The sequence below is a fragment of the Amycolatopsis sp. NPDC023774 genome, assembly GCF_040639695.1.
Taxonomy (GTDB): domain Bacteria; phylum Actinomycetota; class Actinomycetes; order Mycobacteriales; family Pseudonocardiaceae; genus Amycolatopsis.
In genome coordinates this window covers 70,044-91,211 of record NZ_JBFAAJ010000013.1, presented here as the reverse complement: position 1 = coordinate 91,211, position 21,168 = coordinate 70,044, and the positions used below count along the sequence as shown (strand labels likewise).

The 21,168-nt window shown below is 69.5% G+C and carries 22 protein-coding genes; 17 read left to right on the top strand and 5 right to left on the bottom strand.

Annotation, left to right across the window (positions count from 1 at the left end; all coding sequences use genetic code 11):
• Positions 1 to 4 precede the first annotated feature (4 nt).
• Positions 5 to 817 carry an N-acetylmuramoyl-L-alanine amidase gene (locus AB0F91_RS25700; RefSeq protein WP_360601407.1) on the bottom strand — a complete coding sequence of 271 codons (813 nt, stop codon included), beginning with the start codon at positions 815 to 817 and terminating at the stop codon, positions 5 to 7.
• A 141-nt stretch (positions 818 to 958) separates the two neighbouring features.
• Between AB0F91_RS25700 and AB0F91_RS25695 the strand changes: the two genes are divergently transcribed.
• Together AB0F91_RS25695 and recR are read left to right on the top strand one after the other, a co-directional pair.
• Positions 959 to 1,318, top strand: a complete 360-nt coding sequence (locus AB0F91_RS25695; protein ID WP_360601245.1) for a YbaB/EbfC family nucleoid-associated protein — start codon at positions 959 to 961, stop codon at positions 1,316 to 1,318.
• A gap of 3 nt (positions 1,319 to 1,321) precedes the next feature.
• Positions 1,322 to 1,918 carry a recombination mediator RecR gene (gene recR / locus AB0F91_RS25690; RefSeq protein WP_360601243.1) on the top strand — a complete coding sequence of 199 codons (597 nt, stop codon included), beginning with the start codon at positions 1,322 to 1,324 and terminating at the stop codon, positions 1,916 to 1,918.
• A gap of 85 nt (positions 1,919 to 2,003) precedes the next feature.
• Here recR and AB0F91_RS25685 read toward each other — a convergent pair whose 3' ends face one another.
• Positions 2,004 to 3,113, bottom strand: coding sequence for a UDP-N-acetylglucosamine 2-epimerase (locus AB0F91_RS25685; RefSeq protein ID WP_360601242.1), 1,110 nt, complete (start codon positions 3,111 to 3,113; stop codon positions 2,004 to 2,006).
• A gap of 71 nt (positions 3,114 to 3,184) precedes the next feature.
• On the opposite strand from AB0F91_RS25685, the gene AB0F91_RS25680 reads away from it, so the two are divergent.
• The 11 genes from AB0F91_RS25680 (at position 3,185) to AB0F91_RS25630 (ending at position 15,382) form a co-directional block, all read left to right on the top strand.
• Complete coding sequence (locus AB0F91_RS25680; protein WP_360601240.1) at positions 3,185 to 4,210, top strand: glycosyltransferase family 2 protein; 1,026 nt, start codon at positions 3,185 to 3,187, stop codon at positions 4,208 to 4,210.
• Entirely contained in the window at positions 4,207 to 5,514 is a 1,308-nt protein-coding gene (locus AB0F91_RS25675) for a hypothetical protein (protein ID WP_360601238.1), read from the top strand. Before AB0F91_RS25680 ends, AB0F91_RS25675 begins: the two co-directional genes overlap by 4 nt.
• A gap of 73 nt (positions 5,515 to 5,587) precedes the next feature.
• On the top strand, positions 5,588 to 7,552 hold the full coding sequence (locus tag AB0F91_RS25670; protein WP_360601237.1) for a DUF6541 family protein: 1,965 nt from the start codon (positions 5,588 to 5,590) through the stop codon (positions 7,550 to 7,552).
• Between the two features lie 18 nt (positions 7,553 to 7,570).
• The gene (locus AB0F91_RS25665; RefSeq protein ID WP_360601236.1) at positions 7,571 to 8,317 is read left to right on the top strand and encodes a glycosyltransferase family 2 protein; all 747 of its coding nucleotides are present in this window, start codon (positions 7,571 to 7,573) and stop codon (positions 8,315 to 8,317) included.
• Positions 8,318 to 8,326: 9 nt separating this feature from the next.
• On the top strand, positions 8,327 to 8,764 hold the full coding sequence (locus tag AB0F91_RS25660; protein ID WP_285971799.1) for a DUF2304 domain-containing protein: 438 nt from the start codon (positions 8,327 to 8,329) through the stop codon (positions 8,762 to 8,764).
• Between the two features lie 44 nt (positions 8,765 to 8,808).
• Positions 8,809 to 9,288, top strand: a complete 480-nt coding sequence (locus AB0F91_RS25655; RefSeq protein WP_360601234.1) for a uridine kinase — start codon at positions 8,809 to 8,811, stop codon at positions 9,286 to 9,288.
• A 281-nt stretch (positions 9,289 to 9,569) separates the two neighbouring features.
• The gene (locus AB0F91_RS25650; protein ID WP_360601231.1) at positions 9,570 to 11,240 is read left to right on the top strand and encodes an ABC transporter substrate-binding protein; all 1,671 of its coding nucleotides are present in this window, start codon (positions 9,570 to 9,572) and stop codon (positions 11,238 to 11,240) included.
• A gap of 91 nt (positions 11,241 to 11,331) precedes the next feature.
• Entirely contained in the window at positions 11,332 to 12,333 is a 1,002-nt protein-coding gene (locus AB0F91_RS25645; protein ID WP_360601229.1) for an ABC transporter permease, read from the top strand.
• On the top strand, positions 12,330 to 13,265 hold the full coding sequence (locus AB0F91_RS25640) for an ABC transporter permease (RefSeq protein WP_360601227.1): 936 nt from the start codon (positions 12,330 to 12,332) through the stop codon (positions 13,263 to 13,265). The genes AB0F91_RS25645 and AB0F91_RS25640 overlap by 4 nt, the downstream gene beginning before the upstream one ends.
• 3 nt (positions 13,266 to 13,268) lie before the next feature.
• A complete protein-coding gene (locus AB0F91_RS25635; protein ID WP_360601225.1) occupies positions 13,269 to 14,264 on the top strand; it encodes an ABC transporter ATP-binding protein in 996 nt (331 codons plus the stop codon).
• A complete protein-coding gene (locus tag AB0F91_RS25630; protein WP_360601223.1) occupies positions 14,261 to 15,382 on the top strand; it encodes an ABC transporter ATP-binding protein in 1,122 nt (373 codons plus the stop codon). Before AB0F91_RS25635 ends, AB0F91_RS25630 begins: the two co-directional genes overlap by 4 nt.
• Before the next feature lie 52 nt (positions 15,383 to 15,434).
• Here AB0F91_RS25630 and AB0F91_RS25625 read toward each other — a convergent pair whose 3' ends face one another.
• Complete coding sequence (locus AB0F91_RS25625) at positions 15,435 to 15,857, bottom strand: nuclear transport factor 2 family protein (protein ID WP_360601221.1); 423 nt, start codon at positions 15,855 to 15,857, stop codon at positions 15,435 to 15,437.
• Positions 15,858 to 15,962: 105 nt separating this feature from the next.
• Here AB0F91_RS25625 and AB0F91_RS25620 point away from each other — a divergent pair, with 105 nt between their 5' ends.
• From AB0F91_RS25620 to AB0F91_RS25610, 3 genes are all read left to right on the top strand, one after another.
• The gene (locus AB0F91_RS25620) at positions 15,963 to 16,352 is read left to right on the top strand and encodes a YciI family protein (protein ID WP_360601219.1); all 390 of its coding nucleotides are present in this window, start codon (positions 15,963 to 15,965) and stop codon (positions 16,350 to 16,352) included.
• The gene (locus AB0F91_RS25615) at positions 16,349 to 17,545 is read left to right on the top strand and encodes a DUF6596 domain-containing protein (RefSeq protein WP_360601217.1); all 1,197 of its coding nucleotides are present in this window, start codon (positions 16,349 to 16,351) and stop codon (positions 17,543 to 17,545) included. The genes AB0F91_RS25620 and AB0F91_RS25615 overlap by 4 nt, the downstream gene beginning before the upstream one ends.
• A 105-nt stretch (positions 17,546 to 17,650) precedes the next feature.
• Positions 17,651 to 18,292, top strand: a complete 642-nt coding sequence (locus AB0F91_RS25610) for a DedA family protein (RefSeq protein WP_360601216.1) — start codon at positions 17,651 to 17,653, stop codon at positions 18,290 to 18,292.
• Here the strand turns inward: AB0F91_RS25610 and AB0F91_RS25605 are convergent.
• On the bottom strand, positions 18,289 to 18,861 hold the full coding sequence (locus tag AB0F91_RS25605) for a TetR/AcrR family transcriptional regulator (protein WP_360601214.1): 573 nt from the start codon (positions 18,859 to 18,861) through the stop codon (positions 18,289 to 18,291). The two genes, AB0F91_RS25610 and AB0F91_RS25605, sit on opposite strands and share 4 nt — an antisense overlap.
• Before the next feature lie 89 nt (positions 18,862 to 18,950).
• On the opposite strand from AB0F91_RS25605, the gene AB0F91_RS25600 reads away from it, so the two are divergent.
• Entirely contained in the window at positions 18,951 to 20,111 is a 1,161-nt protein-coding gene (locus tag AB0F91_RS25600; RefSeq protein ID WP_360601212.1) for a YbfB/YjiJ family MFS transporter, read from the top strand.
• Here the strand turns inward: AB0F91_RS25600 and AB0F91_RS25595 are convergent.
• Complete coding sequence (locus AB0F91_RS25595; protein ID WP_360601210.1) at positions 20,094 to 21,005, bottom strand: EamA family transporter; 912 nt, start codon at positions 21,003 to 21,005, stop codon at positions 20,094 to 20,096. The genes AB0F91_RS25600 and AB0F91_RS25595 overlap by 18 nt on opposite strands.
• Positions 21,006 to 21,168 lie beyond the last annotated feature (163 nt).

The window sequence follows — 21,168 nt, the reverse complement described above, 5'->3', positions numbered from 1 at the left end:
CGCGTCAGGCGAGGTAGGCCTCGATCGCTTCGGCGATGGCAGCCGCGTACTTCGCGCGCCCGGCGGCCGACGACATCAGCGCGGCCTCCGTGGAGTTGCGCATGTTGCCGCACTCCACGAGCACTGTCGGGCGGGTCGAGAGGTTCAGCCCGCCGAGGTCGGAGCGCGCGGACAGGCCCGCGCTGCCGATGTAGGTGGACGTGGTGAAGCCGTCGGCGCGAAGCCCGTCGCGCAGGGCGCGGGCGAGCCGCGTCGACGGGGCGCCCTGGGCCGCGTTCAGCGGCGGCGACGAGTACGCGACGTGGAACCCGTGCGCGCCCGCCGAGGTGGAGCCGTCGGCGTGGATGGAGACGACCGCGTCGGCCTCGGCGTTGTTGCCGATCTCCGCGCGGCGGTCGACGCACGGGCCCACGCCGGTGTCGTTCGTGCGCGTGTAGACAACCTTGATCCCCTTGGCCGCCAACGCGGTTCCGACCTCCTGCGCCACCGCGAAGTTGAACGCGTGCTCGGAGTACCCCGCATTGGTGGCCGTGCCGGTCGTGTTGCACGGCTTCATCTCGCCGCGCCCGGCCGGGACACTGCGGTTGATGTCCTTCGGGTGCGACGCGTTGCCGCCGTTGTGCCCGGGGTCCAGCACCACGACCTCGCCCGTCACCACCGGCGCGGAGGCCTTGGCCGAAGACGTCGACGGCACCGGCGGCGGTGCAGCCACGGAGGAGGAAGCTGCCGCCGACGTCGTGGTCACCGGCGCCGAAGTGCTCGGAGCAGGAGCCGTGGCCGGCGTTCCGCCACCACCGGAACACGCCGTGAGCAGCATCAGGCCGGCCAGCAGCGGGAGAGGGTTCACGCGCACGGCGACCACCGTGCCACAGGCGTGCGCGTGGCGCCTGGGCAGGCAGCACGGCGACGCGGCTACGCTGGGGAGGAACACCCAGTGGCGGAAGGATCGAGAGCGATCATGGTGCAACCCGGCGGCGGCTTCGACCTGTCGCAGATCATGCAGCAGGCGCAGCAGATGCAGCAGAAGCTGGTCGAGGCGCAGGAGGAGCTCGCGAACACCGAGGTCACGGGCACCGCGGGCGGCGGACTGGTCACCGCGACGGTGTCCGGCGACAGCCAGCTCAAGAACCTCGTGATCGACCCCAAGGTGGTCGACCCGGACGACGTCGAGACCCTGGCCGACCTCGTGGTCGCCGCGGTGCGCGACGCGTCGGCCAGCGCGCAGAAGCTCACCGAGCAGAAGCTCGGCCCCCTGGCCGGCGGCCTCGGCGGCGGTGGCGGGATGCCGGACCTCGGCAGCCTCGGGTTCGGCGGCTGACCCTTGTACGAGGGTGTGGTCCAGGACCTGATCGACGAGCTCGGGCGACTGCCCGGGGTCGGGCCGAAGAGCGCCCAGCGCATCGCTTTCCACCTCCTGGCAACGGATCCCGCTGACATCGGGCGGCTGCAGGACGTGCTCGGCAAGGTCAAGGAAGGCGTGCAGTTCTGCGAGATCTGCGGCAACGTCTCCGAGCAGCAGACCTGCCGCATCTGCCGGGACGAGCGCCGCGACCTCACGGTGATCTGCGTGGTCGAGGAGCCGAAGGACGTCCTGGCCGTGGAGCGCACGCGCGAGTTCAAGGGCCGCTACCACGTCCTGGGCGGGGCACTCGACCCGTTGTCGGGCATCGGGCCGGAGCAGCTGCGCATGCGCGAGCTGCTCAAGCGCATCGGTGAGGCGGACGTCAAAGAGATCATCATCGCGACAGACCCCAACACCGAGGGCGAGGCCACGGCCACCTACCTGGTCCGCATGCTGCGCGACTTCCCGGGCCTGTCCGTCACGCGGCTGGCCTCGGGCCTGCCGATGGGCGGCGACCTGGAGTTCGCCGACGAGCTGACCCTCGGCCGCGCGCTGTCCGGCCGGCGGGCTCTGTAGCACCGGCGGGCTCTTCAGCAACTGTGCGGGCAAAAGCAAACAGCCCCTTCACCGCGGTGAAGGGGCTGTTTCGCGTTGCTGTGGTTCAGCAGTAACCGAGCTGCGCCAGCGTGTCCACGATGATGTCGGACGGGTGGTACTTGTCCATCCAGGACTCACCGCGCCGGTTCTGGTACGTGTCCAGGAAATTCTGCAGCTTGTCGCCGCGCATCTCCGTCAGCACCACGGTTTCGCCCAGGTGCTGCGGGGTTTCCGTGCGCTCGCGGTGGACCGCGCAGGGCAGGCCGAGGTAGTAGCACTCGGCCGAGAGGCCGCCGGAGTCGGTGACGACGTACTCGGCGCGCGCCACCAGCGGCAGGAACTTCAGGTAACGCATCTTGGGCTGCGCGATGAACTTGTCGTCGAACAGGTTGTCCAGGCCCAGCGACCGGATCTTCTCCCGCTCGGGCGCACCGGCCATGTACAGGATCGGCATCTTGCGGCTCTGCTCGCGCAGGATCTCCAGCGCCTCGCGGTACTTGTCCGCGCGCGAGACGAGCTCGAAGCGGTGCAGCGTGGCCAGGCCGAACTTCTCGGGCAGGTTCGGCACGTCAAGCGGTTGGTTGATCGCCAGGCGCATCGCGTCGATCGCGGTGTTCGCCTCGGTGTCGACGACGACGCCGCGAGCGTGGCGCAGGTTGTTCACCTCACGCGCGCTCGGCGCGAAGTGCATGTCCACGATCTTCGCCGCGATCTTGCGGTTCAGCTCTTCCGGCAGCGGCGACAGGATGCTGCCCGACCGCGCGCCCGCCTCGACGTGCCCGACGCGCGACTTGAGGATGCGCTTGCCGATCAGCGAACCGTACGGCGTGGTGAACGTGTCGCCGTGCACCAGCACGAGCGGTGGCCGCCCGTCCTCGTTCAGCGCGGCACGCAGCTCGGCGCGGCGGCTCCACGCGGTGCGCAGCACCTGCGCGGCCCAGCCCGGCACCTGCGCCGGCGACTCCAGGTTGTGGGCCTTGTCCTCCGGCACGAGCCAGACGTCGGGCTCGGGAAGCTTGAGGTCCGCCAGCACGTCGGCGACCTCGTCCACGTGCTGCGCGGTGAACCAGATCTTCGGCCTCATGCCGCGTTCGGCGATCCGGTGGTAGACCGGCGCGATCTTGATCAGTTCCGCGGTGGTGCCGAGAATGAAGGAAATCACCGTAAGGCCCATTTCTGGTCGGTTTGCGGTGCCCGAAGGATACTGGGCACGTCCGGCCCCGGGGCACAGGGTAGCCTCGCCCCGTGAGTGCGAACCCGCTCCTCCCCTCGCTCAGCGTCGTGATTCCGGTCTACAACGAGCAGGACTGGATCGAACGCAGCGTCGGCGCACTGGTCGCGGCCGCCGAGGCCGCGGGCTGGCCGGCGGAGATCGTCGTGGTCGACGACGGCAGCACCGACGGGACGCCCGAGAAGCTGGCCGCACTCCAGCGGCGGCACGGCATCACTGTGCTGGCCCAGCCCAACAGCGGGCGCTTCGAAGCCCGTCGCGCGGGGCTCGCCAAGGCGTCCGGGCAGCAGGTCCTGCTGGTCGACAGCCGCGTGATCGTCGACGAGACCTCACTCGTGTTCCTGCGCGACCAGCTCGTGGCGCACCCGGAGCGCACGGTCTGGAACGGTCACATCAACGTCGACTCCGCGCACAATCCGTACGCGGGCTTCCTCGCCGGCATGGTGAAGATTCCGTGGCGGCGCTACTGCGCGAATCCGCGACTGATGTCGTTCGGGATCGACGAATTCGACGTGTTCCCCAAGGGCACGGGATTCTTTTCCGCGCCACGTGAAGTTCTGGAGAACGCGAGCGCCGCATTCGAATCGCTGTTCGACGATTCCCGCTTCGCGAGCGACGACACCGGCGTGCTGCGCTGGATCGCCGAGCGCCACCGCATCTTCCTCGCGCCGGACTTCTCCGCGACCTACCACGGGCGCGACTCCTTCAAGAAGTTCACCGCGCAGTCGTACTTCCGCGGCACCACGTTCGTGGATTCCTACCTCGCCTCACCCGGCCCGGCGCGCAACGGCCTGTTCGCCGCGTTCGCCGTCGGCCTCCTCGGCCTGGGCCTGGTCGCGCGCCGCCCGAAGACGGCCGTCGCACTGGCCGCCGCCGGTTCCGCCGCCGCGGGCGCAGCCGTGACGCGCTTCGGCGCCACGAAGTCCGAAGCGCGCGCCGTCGCGCTGCTCGCCCCTGTCTTCGGCGCCGGTTTCGGTGCCGGTGCCGTCCGCGGCCTGGTCCTGGCCCTGCGCTCCCGCCGCGGCCGGTCCACCCGATGAGCACGCCGGGCACACCGGTGGCCGACGAGGGACAACGCGAACTGGCGAAGGAAACCGGCAAATCGGCGGGGAAGATCGGCATCTCCCTGCTGGTCGCCATCGCCCTGGGCTACGTCTTCTCGTTCCTCACCCCGCGCCTGCTCGGACCCGTCGACAACGCCGTGTTCGCCTCGTTCTGGGGCATCCTCATGGGGCTCGGCGGCGCACTTTCGCCGTTGGAGCAGGAGCTTTCGCGCCAATCCGCGGTCGCTTCGATGGACGGCGGCCGGGTCGGCAAGCCCGCGCTGCGTGCGCTCACCGTCGGTGCCGCCGGGATCGCGGTGGTGGCCGCGGTGACCATTGCCGTTCCGGTGCTCAACCAGCGGCTCTACTCCGGACACCTCGAGCTCGGGGTGATCGCGCTCTGCGGCGGCATCGCCTTCGCCTGCCAGTTCGCCATGCGCGGCCTGTTGGTCGGGCACAACCGCATCCGGCCCTACTCCTGGCTGGTCATCGCCGAGGCGGCCGTACGCGCGGTGCTGTTGGGTCTCGTCGTGGTCGCGGGGCTCACCGGCGTGGTGTCGTTCGCGATAGCGGCAGCGGTCGGGTCGTTCGCCTGGCTGCTGTTCCTGCGCTCGGCGCGCGGGATGGTCGACACCAGCGTGGAAGGCGACGGCTGGCGGCCGATCACCTCGCGCATCCTCTTGCTGCTGCTCAGCGCGGGCCTCACGGCCAGCGTGATCACGGGCTACCCGGCGCTGGTCAACGTGCTCGCGCCCGGCGGCGACGCCACCAGGGTGGGCGTGTTGTTCGCGACGCTGCAGGTTTCGCGTGTTCCGCTTCTGCTGCTTTCGCCGTTGCAGGCGCTCGCGGTGCCGACGGTCGTGCGGCTCTCCGGTTCGACCGACGGCATGCACCGACTCCGCCGCCTGCTCGCCCTTGGCACCCTGGGCACGCTCGTGCTCGGCGTCGTCGGCGCGCTCGTCGGTCTGGTGATCGGGCCCTGGGTGGTGCAGCTGCTCTTCGGCTCGAACTACGCGTCGGCCCAGGGCTGGTGGGTGGCCGGAATGGTCTGGGGTGCCGTGCTGCTCACCGCATTGCAGCTGATGACCGCGGTCCTCGTCGCCAGGACGCAGGCGAACAAGGTGCTCGTCACCTGGGCCGTGGTCGCCGTTTCGACGGCGTTGGTGCTCCTGTTGCTGCCGGGTGACACGATCCTGCGGGCCGTGGTCGGGCTGGCCGTCGGGCCGACCGTGGGTCTCGTGGTCGCGGCGGCGTTCGTCTTGCGGCGACCGGGCAACGTGCAGGCCACCTCGGGCGTCTGAGTATCGTGCAGGCGAGCTCAGGCCGGCGGCGAAGTCGGTGTGAAGAGCCGGTAAGGGTTGGACAGCGAATCCGATGAACGTAGTACTGATCTTGCTCGCCTTCTGGGTGCCCGGGCTGGTGTTCGGCACGGCCATCGGGTTGCGCGGCTGGACGCTCGCCGCGGCGGGACCGCTGCTGACGTTCGGCATCGTCGCACTCGGCGTGCCGGTGCTGGGTGACCTCGGCATCCGCTGGAACCTGCTCGACGTGGCATTGTGGACGGTGGTGCTGGCCCTCGTCGGCTTCGCGATCGGCTTCGGCGTGCGCCGCTTCACCGCGCGCCGCCACCCGGAGCGCGAGCCGGAGGAGCCCCCGGCGCGCTCGGTGCGCAACCACGTGCTGATCGGCCTCGGCGTGTTCGTCGGCATGGCCGTGGGCGCGGTCACGTTCTTGCGCGGGACCAACGGCATCGACCGCGTGCAGCAGGGCTGGGACGCGCCGTTCCACGCGAACCTGGTGCGCTGGATCGCCGAGCACGGCGACGCGCGGCCGTCCACTGTGGGCACTATCGCCAACCTGCCCAACCAGACCGACTACTTCTACCCCGACACCTACCACGCGCTGCTCGCCCTCGTGTTCGACAAGGCCGGGCTCACGATGATGCCCACGCTGAACCTCGCGGTGCTCGCCGTGATCCTCAGCGTGCCGCTCGGTGTCGCCGCGATGTGCCGGGCGTGGAACATGCCGCCGCTGGGCATCGCGGCCGCCGCGGCCGTGACGACGTGGTTCACCGCTTTCCCGTACGACTCGCTGTGGCGCGGTCCGTTGTGGCCGTACGTGGCGGGCGTCGCGATGATCCCCGCGATGCTGGCGATCGCCAAGCTGCTGCTCAAGCCGATGGGCATCGCCGGCCCCGTCGCGATCGGTGTCGGCGTGGCCGGGCTCACCGGCCTGCACACGAGCATCGTGTTCGTGATCGCCGTCTACTTCATCCTCATCCTGCTCGCGGTGCTGTTCCGCTGGGAAAAGATCGACTGGCGCCGCTCCGGCCCGTCGCTCGTCGCGACCGTGGTGCTTGCGGCGGTGCTGGGCGTGCCGCTCGTGCTGCCTTCGCTCTACAACGCCGGCGGTGTGACCAGCGCCACGTGGGATTCGGAAGCCACGGTCAGCGGTGGTCTGGGCGAGACCATCACGTTCTCCCCGATGGCCGACTTCCCGCAGTGGTGGATCGGCATCCCGGCCATCATCGGCGTCTTCCTGATGGTGCGCCACCGCCGGATGATGTGGATGGTCGGCGCGTACATCGTGTTCGGTGGCCTGTTCGCGGCCACCGTCTCGCTCGAGACGCCGCTGATCCACACGATCACCGGCATCTTCTACAACGACCACTGGCGGATCGCGGCCCTCGTGCCGCTCGCGGGCAGCGTCGCGTTCGGCGAGTTCACCTACACGGTTTCGGGCTGGTTCGCGCGCAAGGTCGGCTCGCGGGTGAAGCTGCAGCCCGCAACGCTCGGCCTGATCGGGGCGGTCCTCATCGCCGTCGTCGTGGGCGGCCTGAGCCGTGGTGGCTACATCGGACGCAACACCGCCCGCCTGGAGATCAACTACAGCGACGGCCCCACCGTCTCGAAGGCCGAAGAAGCCGCCTACCAGTGGTTGGGCCAGCACACCGCACCGGGCGAGCGTGTGATGAACGACAAGGCCGACGGTTCCGTGTGGATGTACGCCCTGGCCGGGGTCACCCCGGTGGAGTGGACCTTCTACGGCGCCGACCCGGACACCGAGGCCGGCTACCTGTCCGTGTGGCTGGACGACATCGACCAGTACCCGCAGGTGCGCAAGGACCTCACCGACCTGCACGTGCGCTACGTCATCGTGGGCAAGGGCAAGGCGACCCCCACGGCCGAGCAGTCCGTCGGTGTCGCCGACATCGTCGCTGGTCCGGACTTCCACGAGGTCTTCCACAACGACGGGGCCACGATCTACCAGATCGAAGGTCAGCAGGGCGTCGTCGCGGCGGGTGCTTCTCCCGGGTCCGCCGCCCCTCACGATCAGTGAGAAGTTAGAGTGATCTCTGTGTCCACCACCTCCGTGAGCACCCGACGCGTTCTGATCGTGATGCCCGCCCTCAACGAGCAGGCCAGCGTCGGCTCCGTGATCAGCCAGGTCAAGTCGTCCCTGCCGGGGATGGACATCCTCGTCGTCGACGACGGTTCGGTGGACGCAACGGCGCAGCTCGCGCGCGCCGCGGGTGCCGAAGTCGCCCGGCTCGCCGTGAACCTCGGCGTCGGCGGCGCGATGCGCACCGGCTTCCGGTACGCCGCTGCCCGTGGCTACGACGTCGTGGTGCAGGTGGACGCCGACGGCCAGCACGACCCCGAAGAGGTCGGCGCGCTGCTCTCGGCCCTCGACGAAGGCGCCGACATCGCGATCGGCTCCCGCTTCGCCGGCAAGGGCGCCTACCGCGCCGTCGGCCCGCGCAAGTACGCGATGGTCGCGCTCTCACTCGTCTTCTCGCGCCTGGCCCGGCGGAAGATCACCGACGTCACGTCGGGCTTCAAAGCCATGGGGCCGCGCGCGATCCGGCTGTTCGCGAGCTACTACCCGGCCGAGTACCTCGGCGACACCGTGGAATCGCTCGTGATGGCGATCCGGGGCAAGCTCACGATCGCCGAGGTGCCGGTCGTGATGCGTGAACGTGTCGCCGGCACGCCCAGCCACTCGCCGGTGAAATCGGCTGTGTACCTCTCCCGTGCCGGGCTCGCGCTGCTGCTGGCGCTCGTCCGGCGCCGTCCGTCCGTCGACTCGTCCGACGCAGCGTAAGGGGAATTCATGGCCGGCTGGCGCGTCCTGAGCATCGTCGTCGCGTGCCTGGTGCTGTTCGTCGTCCTCGAGATGATGCGGCGCCGGAAGCTTCGGGAGAAGTACGCGGGCGTGTGGCTCGTGGTCGCCGTGGGTGTCGTGGTGCTGGCAGTGATCCCGCAGGCCGCGGAGTTCCTGGCGAAGATCACGGGGGTCCAGACCCCGTCGAACTTCGTGTTCCTCCTGGCCGGCGTCGTCCTGGCTCTCGTCGCGCTGCACTTGTCCACCGAGGTCGGGCACCTGGAGGAAGAGGTCCGGACCTCCGTCGAGGAGACGGCGCTGCTGCGCTGTGAGCTCGAGGACACCAAGCGGGAGCTCGCGGCCCGCATCGAGGCGCTGGAGGCCAAGACGGCCACGCCCGACGACGTGAAGGGCCTGCCCGAAGTGAGCGCCGCACGCGTTCGCTGATCTCCGCACTGCTCGCCGCCCCGCCTCGGCTGGGCGGCGTTCGTGTGCTCGCGGTCGACGGGCCTTCCGGGGCCGGCAAGTCGACCTTGGCCGCGGCCGTGGTGGCCGAGCTGGGACCGCGGGCCGCACTCGTGAGCACCGATGCGTTCGCGACCTGGGACAACCCGGTGGCGTGGTGGCCGCAGCTCGAGCACGGCGTGCTGGAACCCCTTTCTGCCGGACGCGCAGGCGAGTACCGGCGGGTGGACTGGACCTCCGGAGAGCCGCGGCCCGGCGAGCTCGTGACCGTTGAGGTGCCTGGGATTCTGGTGCTGGAGGGCGTGTCGAGCGGCCGCCGGTCGATGCGGCCGCGGTTGTCGCACCTGTGCTGGATCGAGGGCGGCACGGCGGCGGAACGGCTGGAGCGCGCTGTCGCACGCGACGGGGAGGCTTCGCGCGCGGAACTGCGTCGCTGGCAGTTGTTCGAACAAGGCTGGTTCGCTGTCGACGGCACACCCGAATCGGCACAAACCAGACTGCCTTGATCGTCACCGCGCGTCCGAAAGGACCCGAAAACCGCCTTGGGTACTAGGCCATTAGGGTGGCCATAGTGCCACGCTCCGTACCAATGCGACAAAATTCGTCACAGTGCGTACACAATTTTTGACACATTGCGGTGACTTTGGCCCTTACGTAGCGCGATCGTAACCTCACGTGCTTAAGTGCAAGCCGAGTTCCCGCTAGTGTCGGCGAGCACACCGACCGTCCGAGAGTTCCTGACCGACCGGACGGTACTTGACACCGAACATCTCCCAAGGGGTGCCAGATGCAGCAATTGCGCCTGACCCGAACACGTCGAGCGGCCCTGATCGGGCTTGCCGGGGTGCTCGCGGTCTCGCTCACCGCGTGCGCCGAGTCGAAGCGCGACGAGGCCGGAGGCGGTGGCACCGGCGGCACGATGGTCTTCGGCGACACCGGCAACCCGAAGATGTTCGACCCGGTGTTCAACGACGACGGCGAGACCTTCCGGATCACGCGGCAGATGCTCGACACGCTGATCCAGAACAAGCAGGGCACCGCGGAGCTGGAGCCCTCGCTCGCCACGAAGTGGGAGTCGAGCAACGACGGCAAGACCTGGACCTTCACCCTCAAGCAGGGCGTGAAGTTCAGTGACGGCACGGACTTCAACGCCGACGCGGTCTGCTACAACTTCAACCGCTGGTACAACATGAAGGGCGCCGCCGCCCAGAGCCAGATGATCTACTACGGCGACGTCTTCGAGGGCTTCGCCAACAACGAGGGCGACGCCGGCGGCGACCCCGTCTACAAGAACTGCGAGGCGAAGGACCCGTCGACCGCGGTCATCAACCTGAACAAGGCCAAGGGCGCGTTCCCGGCCGCGTTCACGCTCCCGTCGTTCGCGATGCAGAGCCCGACCGCGATGAAGCAGCACGACGCGGACAAGGTCACGCAGTCCGGTGACTCCTTCACCTACAGCGACTACGCGTACAAGTTCGTGACCGGCACCGGCCCGTTCAAGTTCGACAGCTGGGACCAGGGCAAGGGCGAGATCACGCTGGTGCGCAACGACTCCAGCTACGCGCCGGCGAAGCTCGACAAGCTCGTCTTCAAGGTCATCCCTGACGAGAACGCCCGCAAGCAGGCCCTGAAGGCCGGCGACATCCAGGGCTACGACTTCCCGGCGCCGGCCGACTACGGGCTGCTGCGCAACGAGGGTGAGCAGGTCCTCATCCGCCCGTCGTTCAACGTCCTGTACCTCGGTATCAACCAGTCGGGCAACCCGAAACTCAAGGACGTGCGCGTCCGCCAGGCCCTGGCCTACGGCATCAACCGCGAGCAGTTCGTGAAGTCGAAGCTGGCCGAGGGTTCCGAGGTCGCCACCGAGTTCGTGCCGAAGGCCATCTCGGGCTACACCGACGACGTCACCAAGTACCCGTACGACCCGGCGAAGGCCAAGCAGTTGCTCGCCGAGGCCGGCGCCAGCAACCTGACGCTGAAGTTCTACTACCCGACCGAGGTCACCCGGCCCTACATGCCTAACCCGGCCGACACGTTCACCTCGATTTCCGAGGACCTGAAGAACATCGGCATCACCATCCAGCCGGTGGCCGAGCCGTGGAACGGCGGTTACAAGGACGACGTGCAGAAGTTCGGCAAGCAGGATCTGCACCTGCTCGGCTGGACCGGTGACTACAACGACGCCGGCAACTTCGTGGGCACGTTCTTCGGCCGCGAGAAGAAGGAGTTCGGGTTCAACAACCCCGAGCTGTTCAACGCTCTCGCCGCGGCTGACGCCTCGCCCGCCGGTGACGCGCACGCCAAGGCCTACCAGGGCGTGAACAAGCAGATCATGGACTACCTGCCCGCGATCCCGATCGCCTACCCGACGCCGGCGATCGTGGTCGGACCGAAGATCAAGGGTGTGGTGGCCAGCCCGCTCACCGACGAACGCTTCAACAACGTCACGATCGGCTGACGTGCTCCGCTGAGCAGCCGGGCTGGGGGGCAGGCGCTACCGCGCCTGCCCCCTTTGCCCACGTTCCCGGGCTGTACACAAAGGACTACAAGTGCTCCGTTTCCTAGTGCGTCGGGTGCTACAAGCGATTCCGACGCTCCTCATCCTGTCCATCCTGGTCTTCGCCTGGTTGCGCTCCCTGCCCGGCGGCCCCGCGGCCGCGCTCCTGGGTGACAAGGCGACGCCGGAGAAGATCGCCAGCCTCAACCACGTGCTCGGCCTGGACCAGCCGATCATCCTGCAGTACTTCAAGTTCCTCGGCCGCGCCGTCACCGGCGACTTCGGCAACTCCCTCGTCTCGGCCCAGCCGGTGATGGGCGAGATCGGCACGTTCCTCCCCGCCACCATCGAGCTCGGGCTGTCCGCGATGATCATCGCGATCGTCCTCGGCGTGCCCTTCGGTTATCTGGCCGCGCGCTACCGCGGCGGCGTGCCGGACAACATCATCATCGTGCTGACGCTGGTCGGCGTCGCGGTGCCGGTGTTCTTCCTCGGCTACACGATGCAGGACCTGCTGGCCGCTCCGCTCGGCCTGCCGTCGCAGGGCCGCCAGGCCCCGGGTATCGACGCGACGAGCATCACGAACTTCGCCATCCTCGACGGCATCATGACGAGCGAGTGGGACGCCGTCTGGGACGCGATCAAGCACCTGATCCTGCCGGCGTTCGCGCTGGCGACCATCCCGCTGGCGGTGATCACCCGCATCACGCGCGCGTCGGTGCTCGACGTGTTCAACGAGGACTTCCTCCGCACGGCCAACTCCAAGGGCCTGACGCAGTCGGTGATCCGGCGCCGGCACGTGCTGCGCAACGCGCTGCTCCCGGTGGTCACCACCATCGGCCTGCAGACGGGCGCGCTGCTCGGCGGCGCGGTGCTGACCGAGCGGGTCTTCAACTTCCGCGGCCTCGGCTTCCTGCTGGCCGAAGGCATCGAACGGCGTGACTACCCCCGGCTGCAGGCTCTGCTGCTGTTCGGGGCTCTGGTGTACGTGCTGGTGAACATGCTGGTCGACATCTCGTACGGGATCATCGACCCGAGGGTGCGTGTGCGATGAACACTCTGCTTGCCAAGAAGAAGGAACCGATCGACAAGCTCGCCGCGGCGTCGGCGGGCGGGCGCAGCCTCGGGGCCGAAGCGTTGCGGCGCATGCTGCGCAGTCCGGTCGCCATCACCGGTGGTGTGATCACGCTGCTGTTCTTGCTGCTGGCCATCTTCGCGCCGCTGCTCGCGCCGAAGGACCCGCAGATCCGCTACCTGCAGGACCAGGTCGAGCTCGGGAAGGGCGTCATCCCCGGCCCGAGCCCGGGCTTCCCGCTCGGTGTGGACGACTTCGGCCGCGACTTCCTCTCACGGCTCATCGTCGGCGCGCAGCAGACGCTGCTGGTCGGCGTGCTCGCGACCGTGATCGGCGTGCTGATCGGGGTGCTCATCGGCGGCATCGCCGGTGCGTTCGGCGGTTGGGTCGACACCGTCCTCATGCGACTGGTCGACGTGCTGCTGTCGTTCCCCTCGCTGCTGCTGGCGATCTCGATTGCGGCGCTGTTCGCGAAGCCGAGCCAGTGGACGGTGATCCTGGCGGTGTCGATCATCGGCGTGCCGATCTTCGCGCGCCTGCTGCGCGGTTCCATGCTGGCGCAACGGGAAGCCGACCACGTGCTGGCCGCGACGTCACTCGGCGTCAAACGCGGCACGATCGTCTTCCGCCACATGCTGCCCAACTCGCTGGGTCCCGTGATCGTGCAGGCCACGCTCACGCTGGCCACCGCGATCCTGGAGGCCGCGGCGCTGTCGTTCCTCGGCCTGGGCGACCCGGACCCGACGCGCGCGGAGTGGGGGCTGATGCTGGGCAACGCCTCGCGCCAGTTCCTCGACATCCGCCCGGAGCTCGCGTACTACCCGGCCATCGCGATCATCGTGGTGGCGCTCGGGTTCACGCTGCTCGGCGAGTCCCTGCGTGAAGCCCTCGACCCGAAGAACCGGCGGTAACCCATGGCACTCCTCGAAGTCCGCGACCTGACGGTCGTGTTCCAGCGCCGCGGTGAAAAGCCGTTCACCGCGGTCGACGGCGTCAGCTTCGACGTCGAACCCGGCCAGACGGTGGGGCTCGTGGGCGAGTCCGGCTGCGGCAAGTCCGTGACGTCGCTGGCGATCATGCGGCTGCTGGCCAAGCGGGGCAACAAGGTCAGCGGTTCGGTGTCGTTCGAGGGCACCGACCTGCTGAAGATCTCCGACCGCGACATGCGCGACCGGCGTGGGCGCGACCTGGGCATGGTGTTCCAGGACCCGCTGTCCTCGCTCAACCCCGTGATCCCGATCGGCCTGCAGATCACCGAGGTGCTCGAACGCCACCGCGGGATGTCGCGCAGCAAGGCCAAAGTCGAGGCCGCCGACCTGCTCGACAAGGTGGGCATTCCCGACCCGACGCGGCGGCTTTCGGAGTACCCGCACCAGCTTTCGGGCGGGATGCGCCAGCGCGCGCTCATCGCGATCGCGCTCGCGTGCCGGCCGCGGCTGCTCATCGCCGACGAGCCGACGACCGCGCTCGACGTGACCATCCAGGCGCAGATCCTCGCACTGCTGCGCGAACTCGTGCAGGACACCGGCACCGCGCTGATCATGATCACGCACGACCTCGGTGTCGTCGCCGGCCTCTGCGACGAGGTCAACGTGCTCTACGGCGGCAAGATCGTGGAGCGGGCCGAGCGGCACGCGCTCTTCGCCGAGCCGCGCCACCCGTACACCCACGGGCTGCTGGCCTCGATCCCGCGCCTCGACGAGGGCCGGGGCGAGAAGCTCGTGCCGATCCGTGGCTCCGTGGCCGACAACATCCCGTGGGACGGCGGATGCGCCTTCGCGCCGCGCTGCCCCAACGCGCTGGAGGTCTGCCAGGAGCGTTCGCCGCAGCTCGTGCCCGATCGCAACGGCCTGCTGCGCTGCCACAACCCGGTGAAGCCCGCCGTGGCCACCACAGGAGGGACCCGATGACCGAGGTGATCAACGAGCCGCAGGACGACGTCCTGCTGGAGGTCACCGACCTCAAGGTGCACTTCCCGATCAAGCGCGGCGTCGTGGTCGACCGCACCGTCGGGCACGTGTACGCGGTGGACGGGGTCGACCTGTCGATCCGCCGCGGCGAGACCTACGGGCTGGTCGGCGAGTCCGGCTGCGGCAAGTCCACGTTGGGCCGCGCGATCCTGCGGCTCAACGAGCCGACCGCCGGCAAGGTCGTGTTCGACGGCACGGACGTCGCCCAGCTCAAGGGCGAGAAACTGCGCAAGGCCCGCCGGCGCATGCAGATGATCTTCCAGGACCCGATGTCCAGTTTGGACCCCCGGCAGCCGGTGGAGTCCATCCTGCTCGAAGGCATGCGCGCGCACGGGCTCGCCAAGGACAAGGCGGCCACGGACCAGCGCCTCCGTGAGTTGCTGGGCGCGGTCGGCCTGCCGGAGACGGCGCTGCGCAAGTACCCGCACGAGTTTTCGGGCGGACAGCGCCAGCGCATCGGCATCGCGCGGGCGCTGGCCGTGGAGCCGGACCTGATCGTCGCCGACGAGCCGGTGTCCGCGCTCGACGTGTCGGTGCAGGCCCAGGTGGTGAACCTGCTGGAGGACCTGCAGAACGAGCTGGGCCTGACGTACGTGGTGATCGCGCACGACCTCGCCGTCGTCCGGCACATCTCCGACCGCATCGGCGTGATGTACCTGGGCGCGCTGGTGGAGGAGACGACCTCGGCGGAGCTGTACGAGAACCCGCTGCACCCGTACACGCGGGCGCTGCTTTCGGCGATTCCCGTGCCGGACCCGGTGGTCGAGGACACCCGGGAGCAGATCCTGCTCGCGGGCGACCTGCCTTCGCCGGCCAACCCGCCCACGGGCTGCCGGTTCCACACGCGCTGCCCGTGGCGGCAGGCGAGCCTGTGCGACACCGACCGGCCGGAGCTGCGCGAGATCGGCGCCGGGCACCGCGTGGCCTGCCACTACGCTGAGGAAATCCGCGACGGCCGCATCCAGCCGCACGACGTGGAGCCCGAGCTGGTGGAGCTCACCGGCGTGCTGAGCCCGGACGCGGCGCCGGACATCGGCTCGGTCACCGAAATCCTGTAACCGCTGGGCGTGAAGGGCACCTCGATCTCCTCGAGGTGCCCTTCACCGCGTTTCACGGCCGCAGATCGATAGCGGCCCGGAACGAACCGTCCATGTGGAACGGCGTCGAGCTGTGCTCGTGCACGATCCGCCACGCGCCCTCGACGCGGCGGAAGACCAGCGTCGAGCGGAACCACAGCGTGAACGGTTCGCTCATCCCCACCGGCACGGCCGACATCTTCGCCAGCGCCGTGGTGAAGGCCAGGTCGCCGGACTCGGTCACTTCGACGTCGGTGTACTCGTAGGTCACCGGGCTGTCGAACGTGGCGAACCACTTCGTCAGGTCCTCCGCGGACGCGCCGGTGGTCCGCAGCGGCGGCGCGAGGTCGAACTTCACGGCTTGCGGCGCGTAGCCCGCGACCAGGCGCGCGGGGTCCTTGGCGGACATGGCGGCGGTGCGCTCGGCCAGCAGGTTCCGGATCTCGTTCTCGGACATTCTGTGCTCTCCTTGGTTCCTTCGCCGGATGCGTTCACCGGGGACGTCGAAGCCGTTGGCGTGGCTTCGACATCACGGGTGACGACGATTTCGAGGAGGCACCCCATGAAGTACCTGGTCCTGATCTACGGCAACCCGGCTTCGCGCTCGGTGTGGGCGAGCATGAGTGACGAGCAGAAGGCCGCGGGCCTGCGCGCGTACGTCGAGTTCAACGACGACCTCGACGGCTCCGGCGAGCGCATCGTCTCCGAACGGCTGGCCGCGCCCGAGCTCACGAAGCAGGTCATCGTGCGCGACGACGAGGTGAGCACCACCGACGGCCCGTTCGCGGAGATCAAAGAACAGCTCGCCGGCTTCTACCTGCTCGAATGCGACTCCGAGGCGCGCGCGCTGGAGATCGCGGCGCGGATCCCGGAGGCGCCGTACGCGACGATCGAGGTCCGGCCCGTGATGGGCCTGACCGGCGACGTGGACTTCGACCTGGCGGACCTGTGATCGAGGGCCTCCTGCGTGAGCTGGCGCCGCAGGTCCTCACCGCGCTCGTGCGCCGCTACGGCGGGTTCGACACGTGCGAGGACGCCGTGCAGGAGGCTCTCCTCGCCGCTGCGGTGCAGTGGCCGCGTGACGGCGTGCCGGACAACCCCAAGGCGTGGCTCATCACCACGGCGTCGCGGCGGCGGATCGAGCTGTGGCGCAGCGATTCCGCCCGGCAACGGCGTGAGGAGGCAGCGGCCGCGCTGGCGCCGCCCGACCCAGACCCGGCGCCGGCCGTGGACGACACGCTCACGTTGCTGCTGCTCTGCTGCCACCCGGCGCTGACGCGGCCTTCGCAGGTCGCGTTGACGTTGCGCGCGGTCGGCGGCCTGACGACGGCCGAGATATCGCGGGCGTTCCTCGTGCCGGAACCGACGATCGGCCAGCGCATCAGCCGCGCGAAGCAGAAGGTGAAGGGCACGTCGTTCAGCCTGCCGCCGGCGGACGAACGGCCCGCTCGCGTCGCCGCCGTGCTGCAGGTGCTGTACCTGATCTTCACGGAGGGGCACACGGCCAGCGCGGGCTCGGCCGTGGACCGCGTGGAGCTCACGGCCGAGGCCATCCGGCTCACGCGGCAGCTGCACGCCGAGCTCCCCTCGGATGGTGAGGTGACCGGCTTGCTCGCGTTGATGCTGCTCACCGGCGCGCGCCGGGCCGCGCGCCTCGGCGAGAACGGCACGATGGTCCCCCTCGCGGAACAGGACCGTTCGCGCTGGGACGCCGACGCCATCGCCGAGGGCACGGCGCTGATCACCCACGCGCTGGCGACCGCCCCCGTCGGTCCGTACCAGCTGCAGGCCGCGATCGCCGCCGTGCACGACGAGGCGGCTTCGGCGGAAGACACCGACTGGCCCCAGATCCTGCTGCTCTACGACCTGCTGCGCCGGGTCGCGCCGGGACCGATGGTGACGCTCAACCGGCTCGTGGCGCTCGCGATGGTCGAGGGCCCGGCCGTCGCGCTGGCGGAGCTCGACGCCGCCGAGCCGCCGGACCACTACCGCGTCGACGTCGTCCGCGCGCACCTGCTGGAGCTCGCGGGTGATCGCGAAGCCGCCCGGGAGTACTACGCGGCCGCGGCGCGGCGGACGTTGAGCCTGCCGGAGCGCAGGCATCTCGAAGCGCGTAGTTTGCCCGATATGCACCGAAAATCCTGACCCAAGTCGGACCCCACCCCCGACTGAAGGGTGACGCCCGCGCACCAGGGCCCCGGTAGTCTGCGGAGTGCAGGCACAAAACGGCAAGCCGCAGGGGGTAGGGCAGTGAACATCGACCACGTGCTGGAGGCGATCCCTCCGCTGTCGGTCTACCTCCTCGTGGGGCTCGTCGTGATGGTCGAGAGCCTCGGCATCCCACTGCCCGGCGAGATCGTGCTCGTGAGCGCGGCTCTGCTCGCCTCTTCGCACAGTGGTCTCAACCCGCTGTGGATCGGCATCCTGGCCAGTGCTGGCGCCATCGTCGGCGACAGCATCGGGTACCTGATCGGCCGCAAGGGCGGGAAACGCCTCTTCGACTGGGCGGGCCGGAAGTTCCCCAAGCACTTCGGGCAGGAGCACATCGCGAACGCGGAACGGATGTTCCACAAACGCGGCATGTGGGCCGTGTTCTTCGGCCGCTTCGTCGCCGTGCTGCGCATCCTCGCCGGTCCGCTCGCGGGTTCGCTGAACATGCACTACCCGCGCTTCCTCATCGCCAACGCCCTGGGCGGCATCGTCTGGGCCGGCGGCACCACGGCGTTGATCTACTACCTCGGCGTGGTCGCGGACAAGTGGCTCAAGGGCTTCCAGTGGGCGGGCCTCGGCGCGGCGGTGGTGATCGGCGTGGTCGTGACACTGGTGCTGAAGAAGCGCATGTCGCGCAACCACGAGGCGCAGACGGAGCAGAAGGACGACGCGGTCGCCTAGTTCGCGGGCGGTGAGATCAGCGTCGCCGCCAGCCGCTTCGCCGTGTGGAACGGCCGCGCGGCCTGAGTGACCACCGACGTGACCGCGGCGCCCTCCAGTAACAGCATCAGTTCGTCGGCCAGGGTTTCGGCGTGCTCCGGCTTGATGCGGTGGAGCTGCGTCAGCAGGTAGCCGTGCAGCGCGGTCTTGTGGTGGCGGACGACTTCGCGCACCGGGTCGGCCGGATCGGGGAACTCCGAGGTGGCGTTGAGGAAGCCGCAGCCGCGGTAGCCGTCGCGGGAGAGCCAGGCTTCGTAGGCGTCGAACACTGCCAGCACCCGCTCCACCGGGTCAGTGTGCCCGGCCGTGATCCCGTCGATCTCCTCCTGCCACTGCCGGTCCCGCTCGCGCAGGTAGGCGACGACGAGCCGGCTCTTCGAACCGAAGTTGCCGTAGAGCGCGGCCTTCGTCACGCCCGCCTCGGCCGCCACGGTGTCGACGCCCACGGCATGGATGCCGTCGCGGTAGAACAACGTCGACGCGGCCTTGAGCACCTTGGCTCCCGCGTCGCCGCGCCGGGTCCGGCTCACGGCTACTCCAGACTGTTCGGTCTCGTGCTGACCAGTCCAAACTCTAGCATCAGTTGACAACAGACAGACCTGTCTGTTTGGTTGCGGTGATGGTCGGGATCGGCGAGCAGGCAACCGCGCGGTGGTGGTCCACCGCGGCGGTCGGCGGCGGCGTGATCGCGCTCTGCTACGGCTTCGCGCGCTATGCCTACGGACTGTTCGTGCCCCGGTTCGGCGAGACGTTCGGGCTCACGACCGTCGGTGTGGGCGTGCTGGGCGGACTGTCGACCGCGGGCTTCGGTGTCGGGCTGCTGCTGTCCCTGCGCACGGCCACGCGATCCGCGCGCGGCACGGTGTTGCTGGCCGGCGCGTTGGCGGCGGTGGGGCTCGGGCTCATGGCCGCCGCGCCGGACGTGGCGGTGTTCGGCGCCGGGATCATCCTCGCGGGCGGCAGCGCGGGGCTGGTCTCGCCCGGCGTCGCGCAGCTGATCGGGGAAACGGTGGGGGTGCGCCGCCGCGTCCGGGCGCAGACCTGGGCCAACACCGGGACCGGGCTCGGGCTGGCCGCGTCGGCGTTCACGCCGCTGCTGGCGTTCGGCTGGTCGTCGATCTGGGCAGGCTTCGCCGTACTCGCCGCGGCGATGACGGTGCTCGCCTGGCGGACGTTGCCGCGCCCGCCCTCGTCCGCCGAGATCCCGGTGGAGTCCACCCCGGTCCGCGGCCTGGTGCCGCTCGTGGTCAACTCCGTTCTCATCGGGACGACGAGCGCGCCGTACTGGACGTTCTCCAGCTCGCGGCTCACCGCGACGGGCCTGAGCCCGGCCGCGGCGACCTGGTGCTGGTTCACGATCGGAGTGGCCGGGCTGCTCGGCGGACTGGCCGGGCGGGCCGCCGAGCGCGTCGGGCTGCGGATCGCCAACCTCGGCACCTGGACGCTGGCGGCGGTCGGCCTCGCACTGCCGGCTCTGCCACGGCCGGGCCTGCCCGGTGCGCTGGTCTCCAGTGCGCTGTTCGGCAGCACCTACATGGCACTGACCGGGCTGTGCATCCTCTGGGCCACCCGCCTGTTTCCCGCGCGCCCGGCTCGCGGGGTCACCTGGTCGTTCGTCGGCCTCGGCGTCGGCCAGACCGCGGCGTCGCCACTGGCCGGCGCGGCGGCGTCCGGCATCGGGCCGGCCGCGGTGTTCGGGCTGTCCGGTCTGGTGGCCCTCGCCGCGTGGAGCCAGCTCGACGCCCGCCTCGCCCCGCCTGCCTCAGGTTCCGGCGGGTAGCAGGTCTTCGTCGGGCAGCTCGACCGGTTTGCGGCGCAGGCTGCCCAGGAGCACCCCGCCGATGACCACGGCCGCGGCGACGATCTCGAGCACAGTGGGCACCTCGTCGAGCACGAAGTACGACGCCGTGAGCCCGACCACCGGTACGAGCAGCGAGAACGGCGCGACGACGCCGGCTGGGTGGTGCTTCATGAGCGTGGTCCAGATGCCGGAGCCGACGACGGTGCCGAACAGGATCACGTAGGCCATGCCCGCGACGCCGATCAAGCCGGTGGTGGTGGTGCCGAGTGTCGTGAGCGAGTGCCAGCCGGCCGTCGGGCCTTCGAAGAGGAAGGACAGCGCGAGCATCGGCAGCGGCGGCACCACGGACATCCAGAGCATGAGGTGCATCGGGTTGTCGGGTGTCGCGCGGCGCACCGCGAGGTTGCCGAACGCCCAGCTCAGCGCGGCCAGCAGGGTCAGGATCACCGGCAGCAGCGCGGCGTGCGAGGACTGCTGCCACGCGATCGCCGTCATGCCCGCGACGGCCAGCAGGATGCCGGTGAGCTGGCGGCGGGACACGCGTTCGCGCAGGAGCACGGCGCCGAGCAGCACGGTGAACGGCGCGGAGGCCTGCAGCACCAGCGAAGCCAGGCCCGTCGGCATGCCGAGGTCCATGGCGACGAACAGGAACGCGAACTGGCCGGTGCCGAACCCGAGCCCGTAGCCGAGCAGGTAGCGCAGCTTCACCTTGGGCCACGGCACGAACAGGATCGTGGGGATCGCGATCAGCGCGAACCGCAGCGCGCCGGCGAACATCGGGGGAAACTGGCCCAGCGCGGCATGGATGGCGAGGAAGTTGCAGCCCCACAGCACGGCGACGAACACGGCGAGGAGACGGTCACGTGCGGGCATGTTCTCCACTGTGCAGGCGGGGATCGTGAAGGACCAGCGAGAAAAACTGCACTGACCATGTAGCCCTGCTTCACATACTGTGTTGTTGTTCACCGATCCGACTGGCGGGGCTGGTTGCCAGCCGCGTTACGTCCGGTTGGGTTCCCGCCTACTTTTGGTCGGA

Excerpts from the sequence above, each read along its gene's own strand:
- AB0F91_RS25650 (WP_360601231.1), top strand. The coding sequence starts at position 9,570 with ATGCAGCAATTGCGCCTGACCCGAACACGTCGAGCGGCCCTGATCGGG.
- AB0F91_RS25675 (WP_360601238.1), top strand. The coding sequence starts at position 4,207 with ATGAGCACGCCGGGCACACCGGTGGCCGACGAGGGACAACGCGAACTG.
- AB0F91_RS25695 (WP_360601245.1), top strand. The coding sequence starts at position 959 with ATGGTGCAACCCGGCGGCGGCTTCGACCTGTCGCAGATCATGCAGCAG.
- AB0F91_RS25685 (WP_360601242.1), bottom strand. The coding sequence starts at position 3,113 with ATGGGCCTTACGGTGATTTCCTTCATTCTCGGCACCACCGCGGAACTG.
- AB0F91_RS25670 (WP_360601237.1), top strand. The coding sequence starts at position 5,588 with ATGAACGTAGTACTGATCTTGCTCGCCTTCTGGGTGCCCGGGCTGGTG.
- AB0F91_RS25630 (WP_360601223.1), top strand. The coding sequence starts at position 14,261 with ATGACCGAGGTGATCAACGAGCCGCAGGACGACGTCCTGCTGGAGGTC.
- AB0F91_RS25640 (WP_360601227.1), top strand. The coding sequence starts at position 12,330 with ATGAACACTCTGCTTGCCAAGAAGAAGGAACCGATCGACAAGCTCGCC.
- AB0F91_RS25635 (WP_360601225.1), top strand. The coding sequence starts at position 13,269 with ATGGCACTCCTCGAAGTCCGCGACCTGACGGTCGTGTTCCAGCGCCGC.
- AB0F91_RS25625 (WP_360601221.1), bottom strand. The coding sequence starts at position 15,857 with ATGTCCGAGAACGAGATCCGGAACCTGCTGGCCGAGCGCACCGCCGCC.
- AB0F91_RS25620 (WP_360601219.1), top strand. The coding sequence starts at position 15,963 with ATGAAGTACCTGGTCCTGATCTACGGCAACCCGGCTTCGCGCTCGGTG.
- AB0F91_RS25595 (WP_360601210.1), bottom strand. The coding sequence starts at position 21,005 with ATGCCCGCACGTGACCGTCTCCTCGCCGTGTTCGTCGCCGTGCTGTGG.
- AB0F91_RS25660 (WP_285971799.1), top strand. The coding sequence starts at position 8,327 with ATGGCCGGCTGGCGCGTCCTGAGCATCGTCGTCGCGTGCCTGGTGCTG.
- AB0F91_RS25700 (WP_360601407.1), bottom strand. The coding sequence starts at position 817 with ATGCTGCTCACGGCGTGTTCCGGTGGTGGCGGAACGCCGGCCACGGCT.
- AB0F91_RS25600 (WP_360601212.1), top strand. The coding sequence starts at position 18,951 with ATGGTCGGGATCGGCGAGCAGGCAACCGCGCGGTGGTGGTCCACCGCG.